Consider the following 16,602-nt stretch of genomic DNA (forward strand, 5'->3'; position numbering starts at 1 on the left):
TTCAAGTGAATCATACTGCTCCGCCTGGAAACCGCGAGAAAGTGCCGCTCTTTACGCTGAATGCCCCCCATCCGGCAATGCCCACAGTCGGGCTGTGAGGATCGTGCGGATGATGGCGGGGCCCACGGGCTGGGCCTGGTCGAGGACGATGCGGGGCAGGCTGAGGCCCGCGATTTCCGTGGTGAGGAGCCGCTGCTCCGGCAGGCGTTCGATTTCGTGCGCCTCCCGGAGGTCCACCACCAGCCGCAGTTCCACCGATGGCAGGTGCGGCATGTGGAGGATGCCCTGTCCGCGCAATTCGATCAGTCCCGCCAGCGCCGCGGGAGGGGAGGCAATGAGAACCGCCCCGCCGCGCACCAGCAGGGTCTGGTCGTCGGAGACGAGTTGGGCCCGCAAGGGCCGGTCGCCCGCGCCGAAGCCCTCGGCGTCAATGAGACGCAGCGCCAGTTCCGACTTTCCGCTCCCCGGCCGCCCGCGGATGAGGACGCCATGCCGGCCCCCCGCCGCATCGGTGAAGGCCACCGTGGTGCCATGGATGTTGAAGGGCGTCATGCGCGAGAGGGCGGCGCCCAGTCCGCCGCAAGCAGGGGAATGCGCACGATGAAGCGCGCACCCAGGATGGGCCGCGTGCCGTCCGGTCCGGCGCGGCCCTCGCGGTTCTCGGCCCAGATGCGGCCCTTGTGGGCGTCCACGATCTGCCGCGAGATGGCGAGGCCAAGCCCGGAGTTCTTGCCGAAGCTCTGTTCGGGACGGTCGGTGTAGAAGCGTTCGAACACCCGCTCCAGATTTTCGGGGCGGATGCCGGGGCCGGAGTCTTCGACACGCACTTCGAGGTCGCCGCTGACGCGCCGCAGCCGCACGAGGATCTTTGTTTGCGGTGCTGTGAAGGAGCGGGCGTTGTCGATGAGATTGCGGAACACCTGCGAGAGCCGCGAGTCCTGCCCCAGAATGCGGTAGGCGGTGTCCTGCGTCTGGCCGGGGCCTGGCGGCTGCACGTGTAGCAGCGTCTCGGCATCATCCGCCTTGGCGGTTTCATTGGAAAGCAACACGATGGCGCCGAGAAGTTTTGCCACGTCAACCGGAGCCGACTCGCTCCGCGACAATTCCGCATCCAGCCGCGAGGCATCGGAAATATCGGTGATGAGCCGGTCCATGCGCTTCACGTCATGCTTGACGATGTCGAACAGGCGCTGGCGCTGCTCGTCGGTCTTGACGTAGCCCAGGGTCTCGACGGCGCTCCGCAGCGAGGTCAGCGGGTTCTTCAGTTCGTGGCTCACATCGGCGGCAAAGGCCTCGATCGCATCGATGCGCTTGTAGAGTGCGCCCGTCATGTCGCGGAGCGAACCGGAGAGATGGCCGATCTCGTCCCGCCGCCGGGTGAAGTCCGGGATCTCGACGCGTGTGTTGACGCCGCGCCGCACCTTCTGCGCCGCCGCCGAGAGCAGGCGGATCGGCTTGGCGATGGTGGAGGCAAGCGCCACCGAAAGAAGCAGTGCCACCAGTGTCGCAAAACCGAAGGTCAAAAGCACGATGCGGCGCTCGGCCCAGACCACGTTGTCGATCTCGCCACCCTTGTTGGACAGCACCAGCGCCCCCAGCACGGCGCGGAAGCGCTGCACCGGAACGGACACCAGCACGATGATCTCGCCGCGCTCATTGAGGCGGACGATGCTCACCGATGCGCCGTTGAGAGCCGCGGCCACCTCGGGCGCATCCTTGTTGCCATCCACGTTGTATTCCTGGTGCACCGGATAGTCGTAACCGAAGATCCAGTCGAACAGGCTGTTCCACCAGCGGGCGATGGCGTTGGGGGGCGGTGTGGTACTGGGCGTCTCCGATTCGATGAGATCGCCGCCACCCAGGAGAAAGCGGCTGTCCACGATCAGGTTGCCGCCGGTATCGATGATGCGCGCCCGGTTGTTGGTGTTGGCGAGGAGGCGCCGCAATACAGGTCCCGCCTTTTCCGGATCGATTGGAAAATCGAGCCCCTCCACCGGATCGATGTCGCTCTGGGCGTTCTCCGAGAAGTCATCGAGGGAATCAGGATTGATGACGATGTTGCCGGTGTCGGCGGACGCAGAACCCGCGATCGCACCCGCGATGATCTGCGCCTGCGTGGTGAGGCTTTGCACCCGCGCATCGATCAGCCCCTGGCGGAACTGGTTGAAGTAGAGGATGCCGATGGCGAGGACGAGCAGGCCCAGGATGTTGATGAGGGCAATACGCGCCGAAAGGCTGGACGGTGCAAGGCGCGAAAGCAGCGGCGGCCGCACGGCTGCGGCTGCGGCGTGGTCGCTTTCCAGCGTCTCGTCCGCATCGGCACGCTCAGTCTCGATGTCCTTGGGCTTGTCCAGCATGGGGTGGCCTGTGGCCGGTCACAGCGGCCGGATCACTGCTCCTTGAAGCGGTAGCCGACGCCATACAGCGTCTCGATGCCATCGAAGGCCTCGTCGACCTGGTTGAACTTCTTGCGCAGGCGCTTGATGTGGCTGTCGATGGTGCGGTCGTCCACATAGACCTGGTCATCATAGGCGGCATCCATCAGGGCATCGCGGCTCTTCACGATGCCGGGGCGCTGGGCCAGCGACTGGAGGATGAGGAATTCGGTGACGGTGAGCGTCACCGGGCGTCCGTCCCAGGTGCAGGAATGGCGGTCGGGATCCATGGCGAGCTTGCCGCGCTCGATCACCTTGTTGGCTTCCTGCGGCATCACCACACCATCGCGCGCGCCGGCGCGGCGCAGGACGGCCTTCACGCGCTCCACCAGAAGACGCTGCGAGAAGGGCTTCTTGATGAAGTCGTCGGCACCCATCTTCAATCCGAAGAGTTCGTCGATCTCATCGTCCTTGGAGGTGAGGAAGATGACGGGAAGGTCGGTCTTCTGGCGGATGCGGCGAAGCAGTTCCATGCCGTCCATGCGCGGCATCTTGATGTCGAAGATCGCGACATCCGGCGGATTGTCCTGCAGGCCTTGCAGCGCTGCGGCACCGTCGTTGTATTTCTGGACGGAATAACCTTCCGCCTCCATGGTCATGCCCACGGACGTGAGGATGTTGCGGTCATCATCGACCAGGGCAATCGTCGGCATCTTCTTGTTCATCCTTTCGTTTCCTCCTGTCGCATAGGTATGAAAGTGGAACAAAATGTGGCATCTGATATAGGACCTTCTCCCTGTGATTGCGAGGCCCGAGATGCCCCAAAGCGAGCCGAAATCCCCCAAGCGCGACGCCATGGAAGCGGCCAAACGCCTCTTTCAGGCGGGTGGAACGGCGGCACTGGCGGTGCTGGACGCCGGCGGCGCACCCCTCGTCACCATGGTCAACACAGCCGTGGATGGAGGATTGCGGCCCTTGATCCTCATCTCGGCGTTGTCGCTGCACACCCGCTGCCTTCAGGCCGATGCGCGCGCCAGCCTGATGCTGCACGAGAACTTTCCCGAGGGCGATCCACAGACGGCGATGCGCGTCACCCTCTCGGGCAGTTTCGTGAAGGTGCCTGACGCCGGGAGGGAAGTGGCGGCGAAGGCGTTCCTGGCGCGCCATCCCTATGCGGAGCTTTATGCGGGCTTTGGCGACTTCGCCTATTGGTGTCTGGAAGCGGAAACAGCCCACATCGTCGCGGGCTTCGGCCGCGCCTATGACGTGCGCTTCAAGGATCTCGCCGCGGCCTGAACCAGAACCGGCTGCAACCGTCAGCCCATCATCTCGGCGGGGGGTGTCTTGGCGCCGGTCATGAAGGCCACCGCATCCGACATGGTGAAGTCCTTCGGATTGATGGTGCACAGCCGCCGCCCGAGGCGGTGGATGTGGATGCGGTCCGACACTTCGAACACATGTGGCATGTTGTGCGAGATGAGCACGATGGGGAGGCCGCGCTTCTTCACGTCGAGGATGAGTTCCAGCACGCGCCGCGATTCCTTGACGCCAAGCGCCGCCGTCGGTTCGTCCATGATCACGACCTTGGAACCGAAGGCCGCGGCCCGCGCCACGGCCACGCCCTGACGCTGTCCGCCCGAGAGCGTTTCCACCGCCTGAGAAATGTTCTGGATGGTCATCAGGCCGAGCTCGGACAATTTCTGCCGCGCGATCTTTTCCATGGCCTTGCGGTCGAGCATGCGCAGCAGCGATCCCAGGGCGCCGGGTTTGCGGATTTCCCGGCCGAGGAACATGTTGTCGCCGATCGAGAGTGCCGGCGACAGCGCGAGGTTCTGGTAGACCGTTTCGATGCCGGCATCGCGCGCCTTCATCGGATCGGAGAAGTGCACGGGCTTGCCTTCCAGCGTGATCTCGCCTTCATCCGGCGTGACCGCGCCGCACAGCGCCTTGATGAGGGTGGACTTGCCCGCGCCGTTGTCGCCGATCACGGCGAGGATCTCGCCGGGGTAGAGGTCGAAATCGGCATTGTCGAGGGCGGTGACGCGGCCATAGCGCTTCACCAGCTTGCGGGCCTGGAGAATGGGTTCCTTGCTCATGGTCATGTTCTCCTTCAGCCCGAAACCTTGCGGATCCACTGGTCGACTGTCACGGCGCCGATGATGAGCGCACCGGTGAGCAGCACTTTCCATTGCGGATCGGCGTTCATCATGTTGAGGCCCATGCTCATCACGCCCACGATCACGGCGCCGAACAAGGTGCCGAGGATGGAGCCGCGTCCGCCGAAGAGCGAGATGCCACCGATCACGGCAGCAGTGATGGCCTGCAGGTTGTAGTCGGTGACGACCGTGGAAGGCGAGATCGAGCCGTTGCGCCCGATCGAGACCCAGGCCGCGATGGCCGCGATGATGCCGGCAAGCCCATAGGTCGAGAGCAGCACGCGGTCGACGCGGATACCGGATAGTTGCGCGGCATCGGGATCATCGCCCACCGCATAGAGATGACGGCCCCAGGCCGTGTAGTTCAGCACGTACCAGAGCACGAAATAGATCGCGATCATCAGCAGCACGCCGAGTGTGATGGCCGCCGAGCCGATCTTGAAGCTGGTGCCGAAGAAATGCAGCCAGGAGGTTGCGGCCGTCACGTCGGCTTCGCGCAAGGTCTCGTTGGCGGAATAGATGAGGCACGCCGCCATGATGATGTTCCACGTGCCGAGCGTCACGATGAACGGCGGCAGCTTCACGCGGCTGACGAGGAAGCCGTTGGCGACGCCGCACAGGCCGGCAATCGCGAAGCCCAGCAGCAGGGCGATGGGGCCGGGGAGACCATAGGCGATGACGCCGTTGCCCATCAGCACGAAGCTGAACACCATGATGACGCCGATCGAAAGGTCGATGCCGGCGGTGAGGATGACCAGCGTCTGCGCGGCGGCGAGGATGCCGACCACAGCCACCTGCTGGAGGATGAGCGTGAGCGTGAAGGCGGAGAAGAATTTTCCGCCGATGGCGATGCCGAAGAACAGGATGAGGCCGATCAGGACGATCAGCGGGACGGCGGCAGGGCTGCCATGGAGGAAGTGCTGCATGCGGCGAAGGCCGCCGGCGTGTTCATCAAAAGAGGCGACGCTTGTGTCGCTCTTGTCCAGAACCTTCTCGAACTCCTGCGCCTGACTCATTTGCACAGCCCTCCCTTCCCTTGTGTGTTGGGGTGCATTCGCACTCCCGATAGTGGAAGGGCGGCTCGTGAGCCGCCCCTCTCTCTGGTCAGATCATTGAACGAAATGCGGCGGGGATCAACCCCAGCACTTCGCCGTGCCTTCCTTGGTGTCGATGGACTTGACGCCATTGGCCGGCTTGTCGGTCACGAGGTTCACGCCCGTGTCGAAGAAGCTCTTGCCTTCCGTGGGCTTGGGCTTCTCGCCCGAGTCGGCCCACTTCTTGATCGCTTCCACGCCATAGGCCGCCATCATCAGCGGATACTGCTGCGAGGTGGCGCCGATCACGCCTTCCGCAACCGACTTGACGCCGGGGCAGCCGCCGTCAACCGAGACGATCAGCACGTCCTTTTCCTTGCCCACGGCCTTGAGCGCCTGATAGGCGCCGACAGCAGCCGGCTCGTTGATCGTGTGGATCACGTTGATGTTGGGGTTCTTCTGGAGAAGGTTTTCCATGGCCTTGCGGCCGCCTTCTTCGTTGCCGTTGGTGACGTCATGGCCGGCGATGCGGGCATCGTCTTCGTCACCGATCTTGTTGGCATCCTTGGTGTCGATGCCGAAGCCCATCATGAAGCCCTGGTCGCGGAGAACGTCGACCGTCGGCTGCGACGGCGTGAGGTCGAGGAAGCCGATGACCGCATCCTTGGCCTTGTCGCCGAGCGTGGCGGCAGCCCAGGCGCCGATCAGCTTGCCGGCTTCCAGGTTGTCGGTGGCGAAGGTCGCGTCAGCAGCGTCTGCCGGATCGAGCGGCGTGTCGAGGGCGATGACCACGAGGCCTGCGGCCTGGGCCTTCTTCACCGAGTCCACGATGGCCTTGGTGTCGGAGGCGGCAATGAGGATGCCCTTGGCACCGTCGGCGATGCAGGACTCGATGGCAGCCACCTGGCTGTCATGATCACCGTCAACCTTGCCGGCATAGGTCTTGAGATCGACGCCCAGTTCGGCGGCCTTGGCAAGCGCGCCTTCCTTCATCTTCACGAAGAAGGGGTTGGTGTCCGTCTTGGTGATCAGGCAGGCGCCGACGCCGGCGGCCTGTGCCGACGAAGCCATGGCCAGAAGGCCCGCGCTCAGCAGTGCAGTCTTGAGAAATGATTTCACGTTCAATACCTCCCATGATGACCCGCAAGCGTGCGGGCGAACGTCGTGATTTCGCGCAAAACCAGCATTGCCGGACCCGTTTTCGAAATCCAGCCTGGACTTGCACGGCATCAATCATGGAATCGAAATCCGCGGACTGTCAATAAGTAAATCAGAGTGATTTATTTATTGACTTTGCATACGGCACGGCAAAGTCTGCGCCCTTCGCATGAATTCAATCAATGAGGCAGGGACGGGACATGGCATTGCCGGCCGACATCGCCAAGGCTGAACGCCTGCGCCCCCAGGCGGAGGATTCCGAAGGCGTGGCCGATGCCGGACGGGCAGGGCGCGGCACCACCCAGACCGGCGTGCGCATCTATCACGAGCGGCTGGCCCTCTCCCTCATCCGCACCCATGGCAGCCTGTCGAAGGCCGAGATTGCGCGCCTCACGGGCCTCTCCGCACAAACCGTTTCGGTGATCGTGCGCGGCCTCGAACGCGACAATCTCGTGCGCAAGGGAGCCTCCGTGAAAGGCCGCGTGGGCCAGCCCTCGCAGCCTTACTCGCTCAATCCCGATGGTGCCTTTTCGCTCGGTCTCAAGGTGGGCCGCCGCTCCGGCGACCTGGTGCTCATCGACCTCGCGGGGCGCAAGCGCCACGAGGTGCACATGCCCTATCATTTTCCGACGCCGGAAGACTTCCTGGGATTCGCTCGCAAGGGATTGAAGGAGATCGCGGCCAAGCTGGGCCGTGAGCAGATGCGCCGTGTGGCGGGGCTGGGCATCGCCGCCCCTTTCGAATTGTGGAAGTGGGAAGAGGAAATCGGCGCGCCCCATGACGTGATGGAAGCCTGGAAGGACTTCAATCTCACCAACGAGGTCATGAAGCTCTGCGACTGGCCGGTCATCTCCTGCAACGATGCGACCGCGGCCTGCGCAGCGGAACTTCTGCACGGCACCGGCCGCAGGTACCGCGACTTCGCCTATCTCTACGTCGGCTATTTCGCTGGGGGCGGACTCGTCATCAACGGTCAGCTTTATCAAGGCCCAACCGGCAATGCCGCGGCCTTCGGATCACTGCCCGTGCCCCGGCCCGGCGGCGGCAGCGAGCAGCTCATCCACTTCGCCTCGCTCTATGTGCTGGAACGCGCTCTCCATGCGGCGGGAAAATCGCCGGCCCTCATGTGGCGCCGTGGCGAAGACTGGTCCGAGGCCGAACCCGAGATGACCGCCTGGATTTCCCACGCCGCGAGGGGTCTCGCCTCCGCCGTGGCCAGCATTGCGAGCGTCGTCGATTGCCCCGCCATCATCATTGACGGAGCCGTACCGCCTGCCGTGCGCCAGCGGCTGGTGGAGGCAACGCGGGCCGAGGCCCGGCTCGTCAACAAGGATGGCATCACGCCCTTTGCCATCGAGGAGGGCGCCATCGGCATTGATGCCCGTGCCATGGGCGCTGCCAGCCTGCCGCTTTTCGCGAATTTCATGGCCGACCGCGACGTGCTCTTCAAGGATGCGGCCTGAACGGATCCACGGCGCGCACGCCGCCCTTGCAGCCCGCCCCGCCATCGGCTTAACGCCTGCGAGCATGATCCTCCTTGCCATCGATACGGCTCTCGCCTCCTGCTCCGCGGCTCTCTACAGCCCGGCGGAAGACCGCATCCTGGCGGCTGAACAGCAGGCGATGGACAAGGGCCATGCCGAGGCAATCGCCCCCATGGTCCAGCGCGTGCTGGCGGCGGCGGGACTGTTACCGCACGATGTCACCTGCATCGCCGTGACGACAGGACCCGGCACCTTCACGGGATTGCGCATCGGCCTCTCGCTCGCGCATGGCATGGCGACGGCCCTTCATTGCCCCGCCGTGGGGATCGACACACTGACCGCCACGGCAGCGCCGCTGCTGGCGGCGGAGCCTGATCTCCTGGTGGTGCACAAGGCGGGCGCCACCGGACAATTCTATGCCGCCCGGCTCGTGAACGGCGTCACAGGCCCGCTGCTGTTTGATGGACAGGATGCCGTTCTGGCCCTGGCGGAGAATGGCACGCCCTCCGTGATCGGCACAGGCGCAGATGACATTGTGGCCCTGGCGCCAACGGTGCTCAGGCGCCTCACGGGCTTTGACCTTCCTGCCGCGTCCGGCTTTGCCCGTCTTGCCGCAACACGTCCCGCAACGGATGCACTTCCGCAGCCGCTCTATCTCCGCGAACCGGACGCCAGGCCACAGCCGGCCTTTGCGGCGGAGACAATCCGCCTCGCCACGCTCGCCGACATTCCCGCACTGGCCCGCCTGCACCGCATGTGCTTCGAGGCCGGCTGGAGCGACGGGAGCCTTGGCGAAACACTCTCCAGTCCCGGCGTCACGGCCGTTCTGGCGGAACGCGATGGAGCACCGCGTGCCTTCCTCGTGTTGCGCAGTGTTGCAGGCGAAGCCGAGATCCTGACGCTCTGCACCGCCCCCCATTGGCGCCGCCGCGCCCTGGCCGGAAAGCTGCTGGAGGCCGCGCTGGAGATGCTCCGTGCACAGAATGTTCTGGCCTGGCATCTGGAGGTCGCCGCCGACAACGGAGCGGCCATCGCCCTCTACGGCAGCCACGGCTTTCGCGAGACGGGACGGCGCAAGGGCTACTATGCCCGCCACCACGCAACACCCTGCGATGCCATTCTGATGACGCGGACGCCATGAGCGGCGATACGTTGCGTCATATCCGGCCGGCCCTGCTGCTGTTCGGGTTCGCCGCCTTCACACTGCCCCTGATGCCGGTGCAGCAACTGCTGCTCTGGGCCTGGCCCGCCGCCGCCGCCCGCTTTCCCCACTGGTATCACCGCAACGTCGCCCGCCTCCTTGGCATCAGGATCGTCATCTCCGGGCAGAGGCCCGCAGGCGGTCCGGCCTTCATCGTGGCCAACCATGTTTCCTGGCTCGACATCATCGTGCTCTCGGCGGCGGCACCGGTGAGTTTCGTCGCCAAGAAGGAGGTGGCGAAATGGCCCTTCTTCGGAACGCTGTCGCGACTGCAACGCACTGTCTACATCGACCGCGAACGCCGCCACTCCACCGGCAAGGAGCGCGACGAGATCAGCGAGCGCCTGAAGGAAGGCGGCATGATCGTGCTTTTCCCTGAGGGAACCTCGCACACGGGACGCGAGATATTGCCGTTCCGCTCCTCCTATTTCGCCGCCGTCCATGATCCCGACATTCCCGTGATCCCCGTGACGCTGGCCTACACCGCGCGCTGGGGGCTTCCGCTGTTGCAGCGCGAGGTGCCCCGCTATGCCTGGTATGGCGACATGGACCTGCCGCCGCATCTGTGGAACGCTGTTGCCGAAGGGCCGCTCACGGTGGAGGTCATATTCCATGAGCCCGAAACCATGGCCCATGCCAGGGACAGGAAACGCCTCGCCGCCCATGCCGAGCGCACCATCCGCCACGGTCTGGTGGACGCGCTTCACGGGCCGGTCAAAAACGGCTAATTCCCGCCCATGAACGATATGCCCCAGACCCCCGGCGCGGCCCCACCCGTGACGGCTGAAAAGAAGGTCTTCATCCGCACCTATGGCTGCCAGATGAACGTCTACGACTCGACCCGCATGGAAGCGATCCTGACGGGCGAGGGCTACGTGGCTGCAACAGCCCCGGAAGAAGCGGACCTCGTCATCCTCAACACCTGCCACATCCGCGAGAAGGCGGCGGAAAAGGTCTATTCCGAACTGGGCAAGGTGCGCGCCATGAAGCGGGCGCGCGCCGATGCAGGCAAGGACATGGTGATTGCCGTGGCGGGCTGCGTGGCGCAGGCCGAAGGCGAGGAGATCGCCCGGCGCGCCAAGGGCGTTGATCTGGTCTTCGGGCCGCAGACGTTCCATCGCCTGCCCGATTATCTGGCGCGCCACCGCGCCACGGGCCGCACGGTGGTGGAGACGGAATTCCCGGCGGAAGAGAAATTCGGCGCGCTCGCCTCACGCGCTGCAACGGGCGCAGGCGTGGCGGCCTTCCTCACCGTGCAGGAGGGTTGCGACAAGTTCTGCAGTTTCTGTGTGGTGCCCTATACGCGCGGTTCCGAATTCTCGCGGCCCCTGCAGCAGGTGCTGGCGGAAGCGCGCGATCTCGCCGCCAAGGGCGTGCGCGAGGTGACGCTGCTCGGCCAGAACGTCAATGCCTATCGCGGGCCTGAGGGCAAGGGCCTCGCCAGCCTCGCAAGCCTTGTCACGGAACTTTCGTCAATACCGGGCATTGAACGCATCAGGTACACGACCAGCCATCCCCGTGACATGACCGACGACCTCATTGCTGCCCATGCCGAAAACCAGAAGCTCATGCCCTATTTGCATCTTCCCGTGCAGGCTGGCAGCAACCGCATCCTCAAGGCCATGAACCGCGGCCACACTGCCGGGAGCTATGTGGACTTGGTGGCGCGCGTCCGCGCCGCAAGACCCGACATCGCCCTCTCCGGTGACTTCATCGTCGGTTTCCCGGGCGAGACGGAAGCGGAGTTCGGCGAAACGCTCGCGCTGGTCGAGAGCGTCGGCTACGCCTCGGCCTATACCTTCAAGTATTCCCCGCGCCCCGGCACACCTGCCGCCGAGCGCGACGACCAGGTGGATGAAGACGTGAAGCTGGACCGCCTGCACCGCCTGCAGGCCCTGATCGCCAGCCAGCAGAAGTCCTTCAATGCCGCCTGCGTGGGCCGCCGCCTGCCCGTTCTGATTGAAAAGCCGGGCCGGAACGAAGGCCAGGTGATTGGCCGGTCGCCCTATCTGCAAAGTGTCCATATGGACATTCCGCCGGACGGACCCCACATCGGCAACATTGTGGAGACGCAAATACTGGGTGTTGGCCCGAACAGCCTTTCGGGCCAATATGCCGGTGTCCTTGCGTGATTCCCGGACCCCTCGAGAGGAATGGAGACAGAGACCTTTGAGCCAGACGATCAGCGCCCTTCATCCCATGCGCAGCCAAGCGACGCCTTCGACTCAAACCTCGCCTCACGGTCATCCGCCCGACGACAAGACCTTCACGCTCACCTTCGAGGACAACCGGCTGTTGTCCGTGCTGTTCGGTGAGCACGATGAACATCTCGCCCTGATCGAACACCGCCTTGCGGTCGCCATCACGCCCCGCGGCAACCGCGTGGCCATCCGTGGCGAGGCGGCCAATGTCGAAAACGCCCGCGCCGTGCTGCTCGCCCTTTACGGCCGCGCCACGCGCGGACAGGAGATCACGCGCGGCGAAGTGGATGGTGCAGTCCGCATGGCCAAGGCCCAGTCCGAGAAGGACGTGACGGAAGGCGCTGTCCGCACCCGCCGCAAGGCCGTGATCGCCCGCACCCCGACGCAGGGTGAATACATCAACGCCATCCGCAAGAACGAACTCGTCTTCGGCATCGGCCCCGCCGGCACCGGCAAGACCTATCTCGCGGTTGCCTGCGCGGCGGAAGCGCTGATGAATGGCGAGGTGGACCGCATCGTGTTGTCGCGTCCCGCCGTCGAAGCGGGCGAACGCCTGGGCTTTCTCCCCGGCGACATGAAGGAAAAGGTCGATCCCTATCTCCGCCCGCTCTACGATGCGCTCTACGACATGATGCCCCAGGCGCTGGTCGCCAAGGGCCTTGCCGAAAACCAGATCGAGATCGCCCCCCTGGCCTTCATGCGCGGCCGCACGCTGTCGTCCGCCTTCATCATTCTCGACGAAGCGCAGAACACCACGCCGCAGCAGATGAAGATGTTCCTCACCCGCCTGGGCGAAGGCAGCCGCATGGTGGTGACGGGCGATCCGACGCAGGTGGACCTGCCCAACAACGCCACCTCCGGCCTGGCCGACGCGCTGGGCGTGCTCAAGGGCGTGAAGGGCATCTCGCAGGTGGAATTCAAGACCAGCGACATCGTCCGCCACCAGCTGGTGGGCCGCATCGTCGGCGCCTACGACAAGGCCGCCCAGAAGGCGCGGAGTCCCCGGCCGGCGAAATGACCCTCTCCATCGAAATTGAACACGAGGCCTGGGAAGCGCTCCCGGGCCTTGCTGCTCTGGCGGAACGCGCCGTTGCGGCGGCCCTTGAAGACCGCGGCGAAACCGGAGCCGTGACCCTGCTCTTCACCTCCGATGCGGAGATGCAGGTGTTGAACCGCGACTGGCGCGGCAAGGACAAGCCCACCAACGTGCTGTCCTTCCCGGCACCCGCCATGCCCGTGCCGGAGGGCGAGGCAACGCCGCTCGGCGATATTGCGCTGGCCTGCGAGACCGTGAGCCGCGAGGCCGCGGAACAAGGCAAGCCCCTGGCCGACCACACCACCCATCTGATCGTGCATGGCACGCTTCATCTTTTGGGCTATGATCACGAAACCGATGGCGAAGCCGAGGACATGGAAAACGAGGAACGCAAGATCCTCGCCCGTCTCGGCATCGCCGATCCATATGAATCATGACGAACGACAAACCATTCGAATCCAAACCCGGCATCCTGCAGAAATTGCGGCGCCGTTTCCTCCACACCGCCGACCTGCGCGAAAGCCTTGAGACGGTCATCGAGAACCATGCCGAACACTCCGGCGGCCGCGCCATGGCCGAGGACGCCCGTTCCATGCTGGGCAATCTCCTGGGTTTTTCCAACCTGCGCGTCGATGACCTGATGGTGCCCCGCGCCGACATCACCGCGCTCGAAGAAACCTGCACCATGCGGGAACTTCTGGAGAAGTTCACCGACGCCAACCACTCCCGCCTGCCCATCTACCGCGAGACACTGGATGACGTGACGGGGATGATCCACGTGAAGGACTACCTGCACTGGCTTTCCCACAAGGGGCGCACCAAGAAGGTGAAGGGCAAGGTATCCGGCCTGTCGCTGCCGTCCGAAGAACTGGCGACGCCGATCAAGGGCCACCCCTCGCTGCTCCGCGATGTGCTTTATGTGCCGCCGTCCATGCCGGCCTCCGACCTGCTGGTGAAGATGAAGACCTCGCACATCCACATGGCGATTGTCGTCGACGAATATGGCGGCAGCGACGGGCTTGTGTCCTTCGAGGACCTCGTGGAAGCGATCGTCGGCGACATCGCCGATGAGCATGACGATGACGACCAGGTGGCGATGATCAAGAAGCAGGGCGCCGACACGTGGATTGCCGATGCCCGCATCTCCATCTCCACCCTCGATCAGATGTTCAAGGTCGATCTCCTTCCGGCGGAGGAGGAGGATGAGGCCGACACGCTGGGCGGACTCATTTTTGAGATGAAGGGTCGCGTGCCCTCCAAGGGCGAGATCATCACCCATGCGTCGGGCATGGAGTTCGAGATCATCGACAGTGATCCGCGCCGGGTGAAGAAGGTGAAAATCCACCTCACGGGCGCATCCACGCCCGCCGATGAAACGGCGGGCGACAAGGACTGATTGCAGCAGGCGGCTGACTACAGGAGCCCGGCACCTTTGGCGTAGTCGCGGAGGTTCACCTCGGGCCTGGCGCCCACATGGGAGATCACCTCGGCTGCCGCGAGACCGCCCAGTTCGGCGCAGCGCTTCAGGGGCATCTCGCGGGTGAAGCCGAAGAGAAAGCCTGCGGCATAGAGATCGCCGGCACCCGTCACATCCACCACGCTGTCGATGGCGCGCGCCGGCACCTCGACGGTTTCCCCGCCGCGCACGATGACGCTGCCCTTTTCCGAGCGCGTCAGCACCGCGACGCTGCAATCCTTGCGGATCGCTTCCAGCGCGCCGTTGAAGTTCTGCGTCTGGTAGAGCGACTTGATCTCGGTCTCGTTGGCGAAGACGATGTCGATCCGTGAACGGATGAGATGCAGGAAGTCGGCACGGTGCCGCTCCACGCAGAATGAATCCGACAACGTGACCGAGGTGAGACGGTTGGCGGCGCGGGCAATGTCGGAGGCGCGGCGGAAGGCATCCTTGGCCTCCGGGCGATCGTAGAGATAGCCTTCCATGTAGGTAACACGCGATCCCTGCACGGTGGCCTCGTCGATGTCGGCGGTGGTCAGGTTCACGCAGGCGCCGAGATAGGTGTTCATGGTGCGCTCTGAATCAGGTGTCACCAGAATGAAGGAACGCGCCGTGGCCGGACCTTCCGTAGCGGCAGCGGAGTTGAACTGCACCCCTTGCGACCGCATGTCGTGACGGTAGATGTCACCCAGTTGGTCCTTCTTCACCTTGCCGAAATAGGCGGCGCGTCCGCCGAAGGAGGCAACGCCCGCCGCGGTATTGCCAGCCGACCCGCCCGACACTTCCCGGGCCGGACCCATGACGCCATAGAGCTGCTCGGCACGCGACTCATCGATCAGGTTCATGGAGCCCTTCACGAGTTTTTCCCGGGCAATGAAGGCATCATCCACGCGGGCGATCACGTCCACGATGGCATTGCCGATGGTCAACACGTCGAAGCGAATGTCATGCATGTCCGCTCGCTAGCCCGGATCACTTGCGCAAACAAGCCGCAATCCCCAGATGAACCCGGACTTTGACGGAATCCGGAGAGTGCAGGAAAATTGCGCGACAACAGGAACACATGGCGATTTTGATGTTTCTGCGATCCGTCAAAACGCTGTAGGTGTGACCCCATGATCAAAGCCGCATTCAGGGCCCTGGGCGATGTGACGTCGCCGGAATTCCGCAGCATCCTGTGGAAGGCGATCGGCCTTGCCCTGCTGCTCTTCGTGCTGATCCTCGCCGGCGTCGAGGCACTGTTCTGGTTCCTGACCTTCGTGCCCTGGCCCTGGCTTGAAACAATCCTGGCGTTGGGCGCGGGGCTGGGCCTGCTGGTGGCGTTCTTCTTTCTCATGGCCCCCGTGACCGCCATGTTCGCAGGCCTTTATCTCGATACCGTGGCGGAGAAGGTTGAGCGCAAGCATTATCCGCTGGCCCCGCCCGGCAAGGCCCAACCGGCGTTGAAGAGCATCCTGCTTGCGGTGCAGTTCGGTCTTCTCGTCTTGCTGGTGAACGTGCTCGCCTTGCCGCTCATCTTCACGGGCTTTGGTGCCATCGCGCTGGTGCTGGTGAACGCCTACCTGCTCAGCCGCGAATATTTCGAGATGGCGGCGATGCGTGTGATGGCGGTGGATGACGCCCGCGAATTTCGCAAGGCCCACGCGCTGGATGTGTTCGTGGCCGGGCTCATCCCGGCGTTGCTGGCGCTTGTGCCCGTGCTGAACCTCGTCGTGCCGCTCTTTGCCACGTCCTATTTCGTGCACCTCTTCAGGTCGGTGCGGGGGTCTTCGGCGTAAACGGACAGAGATCGGCAATGAGGCAGCGCCAGCACTCCGGCTTGCGCGCCTTGCAGACGTAGCGCCCGTGCAGGATCAGCCAGTGGTGCGCATGCTGGAGATAGGGCGCGGGCACCGTTTTCAGCAGTTTCTCCTCCACCTCCAGCGGCGTGGCACCAGTTGCGAGTCCGAGCCTGTTGCCCAGCCGGAACAGATGCGTATCGACAGCGATCGTGGGTTCGCCGAAGACGGCGTTGAGCACCACGTTGGCGGTCTTGCGGCCGACACCCGGCAGGGCCTCCAGCGCGGCGCGGTCATGGGGCACCTGCGAGCCATGCCGCTCCACCAGCATCTTTGAAAGTGCGATCACGTTCTTCGCCTTGCCGCGAAACAGGCCGATGGTCTTGATGTAGTCGGTGAGCGTGGCCTCGCCCAGCGCCAGCATTTTCTCCGGCGTATCCGCCACCTGGAACAGCGGCCCCGTGGCGCGGTTCACGCTCTCATCCGTGGCTTGCGCCGACAGGACGACAGCCACCAGAAAGGTGAAGGGATTGAGCGAGGTCAGCTCTCCCTTGGGTTCCGGATTGGCAGCGTGGAAGCGAAAGAACATGGCCTTCACATTTTCCGGCGCAAGGCGCGGAACCCGCCGGGCCTTGGCAGGTTTGCCTGATGTGGTCTTGCCGGGAGGATTTTTTGCCATGGAAATGTCTGCCGCTGGTCTGCCGTCCTTCTTTTGCGTAAACA

17 protein-coding genes are annotated in these 16,602 nt (G+C 64.2%); 9 read left to right on the top strand and 8 right to left on the bottom strand.

The genetic code is table 11. The features are described from left to right. Nucleotides 1-51: 51 nt before the first annotated feature. From IPM06_07125 to IPM06_07135, 3 genes are read right to left on the bottom strand one after another with little or no spacing between them, the layout of a single operon-like run. Nucleotides 52-552, bottom strand: coding sequence for a hypothetical protein (locus IPM06_07125; GenBank protein MBK8770186.1), 501 nt, complete (start codon nt 550-552; stop codon nt 52-54). Then, a complete protein-coding gene (locus IPM06_07130; GenBank protein MBK8770187.1) occupies nt 549-2,357 on the bottom strand; it encodes a sensor histidine kinase in 1,809 nt (602 codons plus the stop codon). The genes IPM06_07125 and IPM06_07130 overlap by 4 nt, the downstream gene beginning before the upstream one ends. A gap of 32 nt (nt 2,358-2,389) precedes the next feature. Beyond that, nucleotides 2,390-3,088, bottom strand: coding sequence for a response regulator transcription factor (locus IPM06_07135; GenBank protein MBK8770188.1), 699 nt, complete (start codon nt 3,086-3,088; stop codon nt 2,390-2,392). A 103-nt stretch (nt 3,089-3,191) separates the two neighbouring features. Here IPM06_07135 and IPM06_07140 point away from each other — a divergent pair, with 103 nt between their 5' ends. Continuing rightward, on the top strand, nt 3,192-3,671 hold the full coding sequence (locus tag IPM06_07140; protein ID MBK8770189.1) for a pyridoxamine 5'-phosphate oxidase family protein: 480 nt from the start codon (nt 3,192-3,194) through the stop codon (nt 3,669-3,671). Between the two features lie 20 nt (nt 3,672-3,691). On the opposite strand, the gene IPM06_07145 is transcribed toward IPM06_07140, so the two are convergent. The 3 genes from IPM06_07145 to IPM06_07155 form a co-directional block, all read right to left on the bottom strand. Then, nucleotides 3,692-4,471, bottom strand: coding sequence for a sugar ABC transporter ATP-binding protein (locus tag IPM06_07145; GenBank protein MBK8770190.1), 780 nt, complete (start codon nt 4,469-4,471; stop codon nt 3,692-3,694). 14 nt (nt 4,472-4,485) lie between these two features. Next, the gene (locus IPM06_07150) at nt 4,486-5,547 is read right to left on the bottom strand and encodes an ABC transporter permease (GenBank protein ID MBK8770191.1); all 1,062 of its coding nucleotides are present in this window, start codon (nt 5,545-5,547) and stop codon (nt 4,486-4,488) included. A gap of 117 nt (nt 5,548-5,664) precedes the next feature. After that, a complete protein-coding gene (locus tag IPM06_07155; protein ID MBK8770192.1) occupies nt 5,665-6,636 on the bottom strand; it encodes a sugar ABC transporter substrate-binding protein in 972 nt (323 codons plus the stop codon). Nucleotides 6,637-6,923: 287 nt separating this feature from the next. Between IPM06_07155 and IPM06_07160 the strand changes: the two genes are divergently transcribed. The 7 genes from IPM06_07160 to IPM06_07190 all read left to right on the top strand — a co-directional run bounded on the left by IPM06_07160 (nt 6,924) and on the right by IPM06_07190 (nt 14,041). After that, a complete protein-coding gene (locus tag IPM06_07160) occupies nt 6,924-8,186 on the top strand; it encodes an ROK family transcriptional regulator (GenBank protein ID MBK8770193.1) in 1,263 nt (420 codons plus the stop codon). Between the two features lie 64 nt (nt 8,187-8,250). Next, a complete protein-coding gene (gene tsaB, locus IPM06_07165; protein MBK8770194.1) occupies nt 8,251-9,348 on the top strand; it encodes a tRNA (adenosine(37)-N6)-threonylcarbamoyltransferase complex dimerization subunit type 1 TsaB in 1,098 nt (365 codons plus the stop codon). Further along, nucleotides 9,345-10,136, top strand: coding sequence for a 1-acyl-sn-glycerol-3-phosphate acyltransferase (locus tag IPM06_07170; protein MBK8770195.1), 792 nt, complete (start codon nt 9,345-9,347; stop codon nt 10,134-10,136). The genes tsaB and IPM06_07170 overlap by 4 nt, the downstream gene beginning before the upstream one ends. 18 nt (nt 10,137-10,154) lie before the next feature. Then, nucleotides 10,155-11,540: a tRNA (N6-isopentenyl adenosine(37)-C2)-methylthiotransferase MiaB gene (gene miaB, locus IPM06_07175; GenBank protein ID MBK8770196.1), complete on the top strand. Its 1,386-nt coding sequence runs from the start codon at nt 10,155-10,157 to the stop codon at nt 11,538-11,540. Nucleotides 11,541-11,607: 67 nt separating this feature from the next. Next, nucleotides 11,608-12,627 (top strand): PhoH family protein, encoded by a 1,020-nt coding sequence (locus IPM06_07180; GenBank protein MBK8770197.1) that lies wholly within the window; start codon nt 11,608-11,610, stop codon nt 12,625-12,627. After that, a complete protein-coding gene (ybeY, locus tag IPM06_07185; protein ID MBK8770198.1) occupies nt 12,624-13,082 on the top strand; it encodes an rRNA maturation RNase YbeY in 459 nt (152 codons plus the stop codon). Before IPM06_07180 ends, ybeY begins: the two co-directional genes overlap by 4 nt. Next, on the top strand, nt 13,079-14,041 hold the full coding sequence (locus tag IPM06_07190; GenBank protein ID MBK8770199.1) for an HlyC/CorC family transporter: 963 nt from the start codon (nt 13,079-13,081) through the stop codon (nt 14,039-14,041). Before ybeY ends, IPM06_07190 begins: the two co-directional genes overlap by 4 nt. Before the next feature lie 17 nt (nt 14,042-14,058). Here IPM06_07190 and IPM06_07195 read toward each other — a convergent pair whose 3' ends face one another. After that, nucleotides 14,059-15,054 carry an adenosine kinase gene (locus IPM06_07195; GenBank protein MBK8770200.1) on the bottom strand — a complete coding sequence of 332 codons (996 nt, stop codon included), beginning with the start codon at nt 15,052-15,054 and terminating at the stop codon, nt 14,059-14,061. 162 nt (nt 15,055-15,216) lie between these two features. Between IPM06_07195 and IPM06_07200 the strand changes: the two genes are divergently transcribed. Next, nucleotides 15,217-15,879 (top strand): sulfate transporter family protein, encoded by a 663-nt coding sequence (locus tag IPM06_07200; GenBank protein ID MBK8770201.1) that lies wholly within the window; start codon nt 15,217-15,219, stop codon nt 15,877-15,879. On the opposite strand, the gene nth is transcribed toward IPM06_07200, so the two are convergent. Then, nucleotides 15,851-16,558, bottom strand: coding sequence for an endonuclease III (gene nth / locus IPM06_07205; protein ID MBK8770202.1), 708 nt, complete (start codon nt 16,556-16,558; stop codon nt 15,851-15,853). The two genes, IPM06_07200 and nth, sit on opposite strands and share 29 nt — an antisense overlap. Between the last annotated feature and the right edge of the window lie 44 nt (nt 16,559-16,602).

The organism is Hyphomicrobiales bacterium (assembly GCA_016710435.1).
Lineage (GTDB): Bacteria > Pseudomonadota > Alphaproteobacteria > Rhizobiales > Aestuariivirgaceae > Aestuariivirga.

Bases quoted from the DNA above. Each gene is read 5' to 3' on its own strand.
- IPM06_07140 (MBK8770189.1), top strand. From the start codon at position 3,192: ATGCCCCAAAGCGAGCCGAAATCCCCCAAGCGCGACGCCATGGAAGCG.
- IPM06_07195 (MBK8770200.1), bottom strand. From the start codon at position 15,054: ATGCATGACATTCGCTTCGACGTGTTGACCATCGGCAATGCCATCGTG.
- IPM06_07200 (MBK8770201.1), top strand. From the start codon at position 15,217: ATGATCAAAGCCGCATTCAGGGCCCTGGGCGATGTGACGTCGCCGGAA.
- nth (MBK8770202.1), bottom strand. From the start codon at position 16,558: ATGGCAAAAAATCCTCCCGGCAAGACCACATCAGGCAAACCTGCCAAG.
- IPM06_07150 (MBK8770191.1), bottom strand. From the start codon at position 5,547: ATGAGTCAGGCGCAGGAGTTCGAGAAGGTTCTGGACAAGAGCGACACA.
- miaB (MBK8770196.1), top strand. From the start codon at position 10,155: ATGCCCCAGACCCCCGGCGCGGCCCCACCCGTGACGGCTGAAAAGAAG.
- IPM06_07170 (MBK8770195.1), top strand. From the start codon at position 9,345: ATGAGCGGCGATACGTTGCGTCATATCCGGCCGGCCCTGCTGCTGTTC.
- IPM06_07180 (MBK8770197.1), top strand. From the start codon at position 11,608: ATGCGCAGCCAAGCGACGCCTTCGACTCAAACCTCGCCTCACGGTCAT.
- IPM06_07190 (MBK8770199.1), top strand. From the start codon at position 13,079: ATGACGAACGACAAACCATTCGAATCCAAACCCGGCATCCTGCAGAAA.
- IPM06_07155 (MBK8770192.1), bottom strand. From the start codon at position 6,636: ATGGCTTCGTCGGCACAGGCCGCCGGCGTCGGCGCCTGCCTGATCACC.
- IPM06_07130 (MBK8770187.1), bottom strand. From the start codon at position 2,357: ATGCTGGACAAGCCCAAGGACATCGAGACTGAGCGTGCCGATGCGGAC.
- tsaB (MBK8770194.1), top strand. From the start codon at position 8,251: ATGATCCTCCTTGCCATCGATACGGCTCTCGCCTCCTGCTCCGCGGCT.
- ybeY (MBK8770198.1), top strand. From the start codon at position 12,624: ATGACCCTCTCCATCGAAATTGAACACGAGGCCTGGGAAGCGCTCCCG.
- IPM06_07160 (MBK8770193.1), top strand. From the start codon at position 6,924: ATGGCATTGCCGGCCGACATCGCCAAGGCTGAACGCCTGCGCCCCCAG.
- IPM06_07145 (MBK8770190.1), bottom strand. From the start codon at position 4,471: ATGAGCAAGGAACCCATTCTCCAGGCCCGCAAGCTGGTGAAGCGCTAT.
- IPM06_07135 (MBK8770188.1), bottom strand. From the start codon at position 3,088: ATGCCGACGATTGCCCTGGTCGATGATGACCGCAACATCCTCACGTCC.
- IPM06_07125 (MBK8770186.1), bottom strand. From the start codon at position 552: ATGACGCCCTTCAACATCCATGGCACCACGGTGGCCTTCACCGATGCG.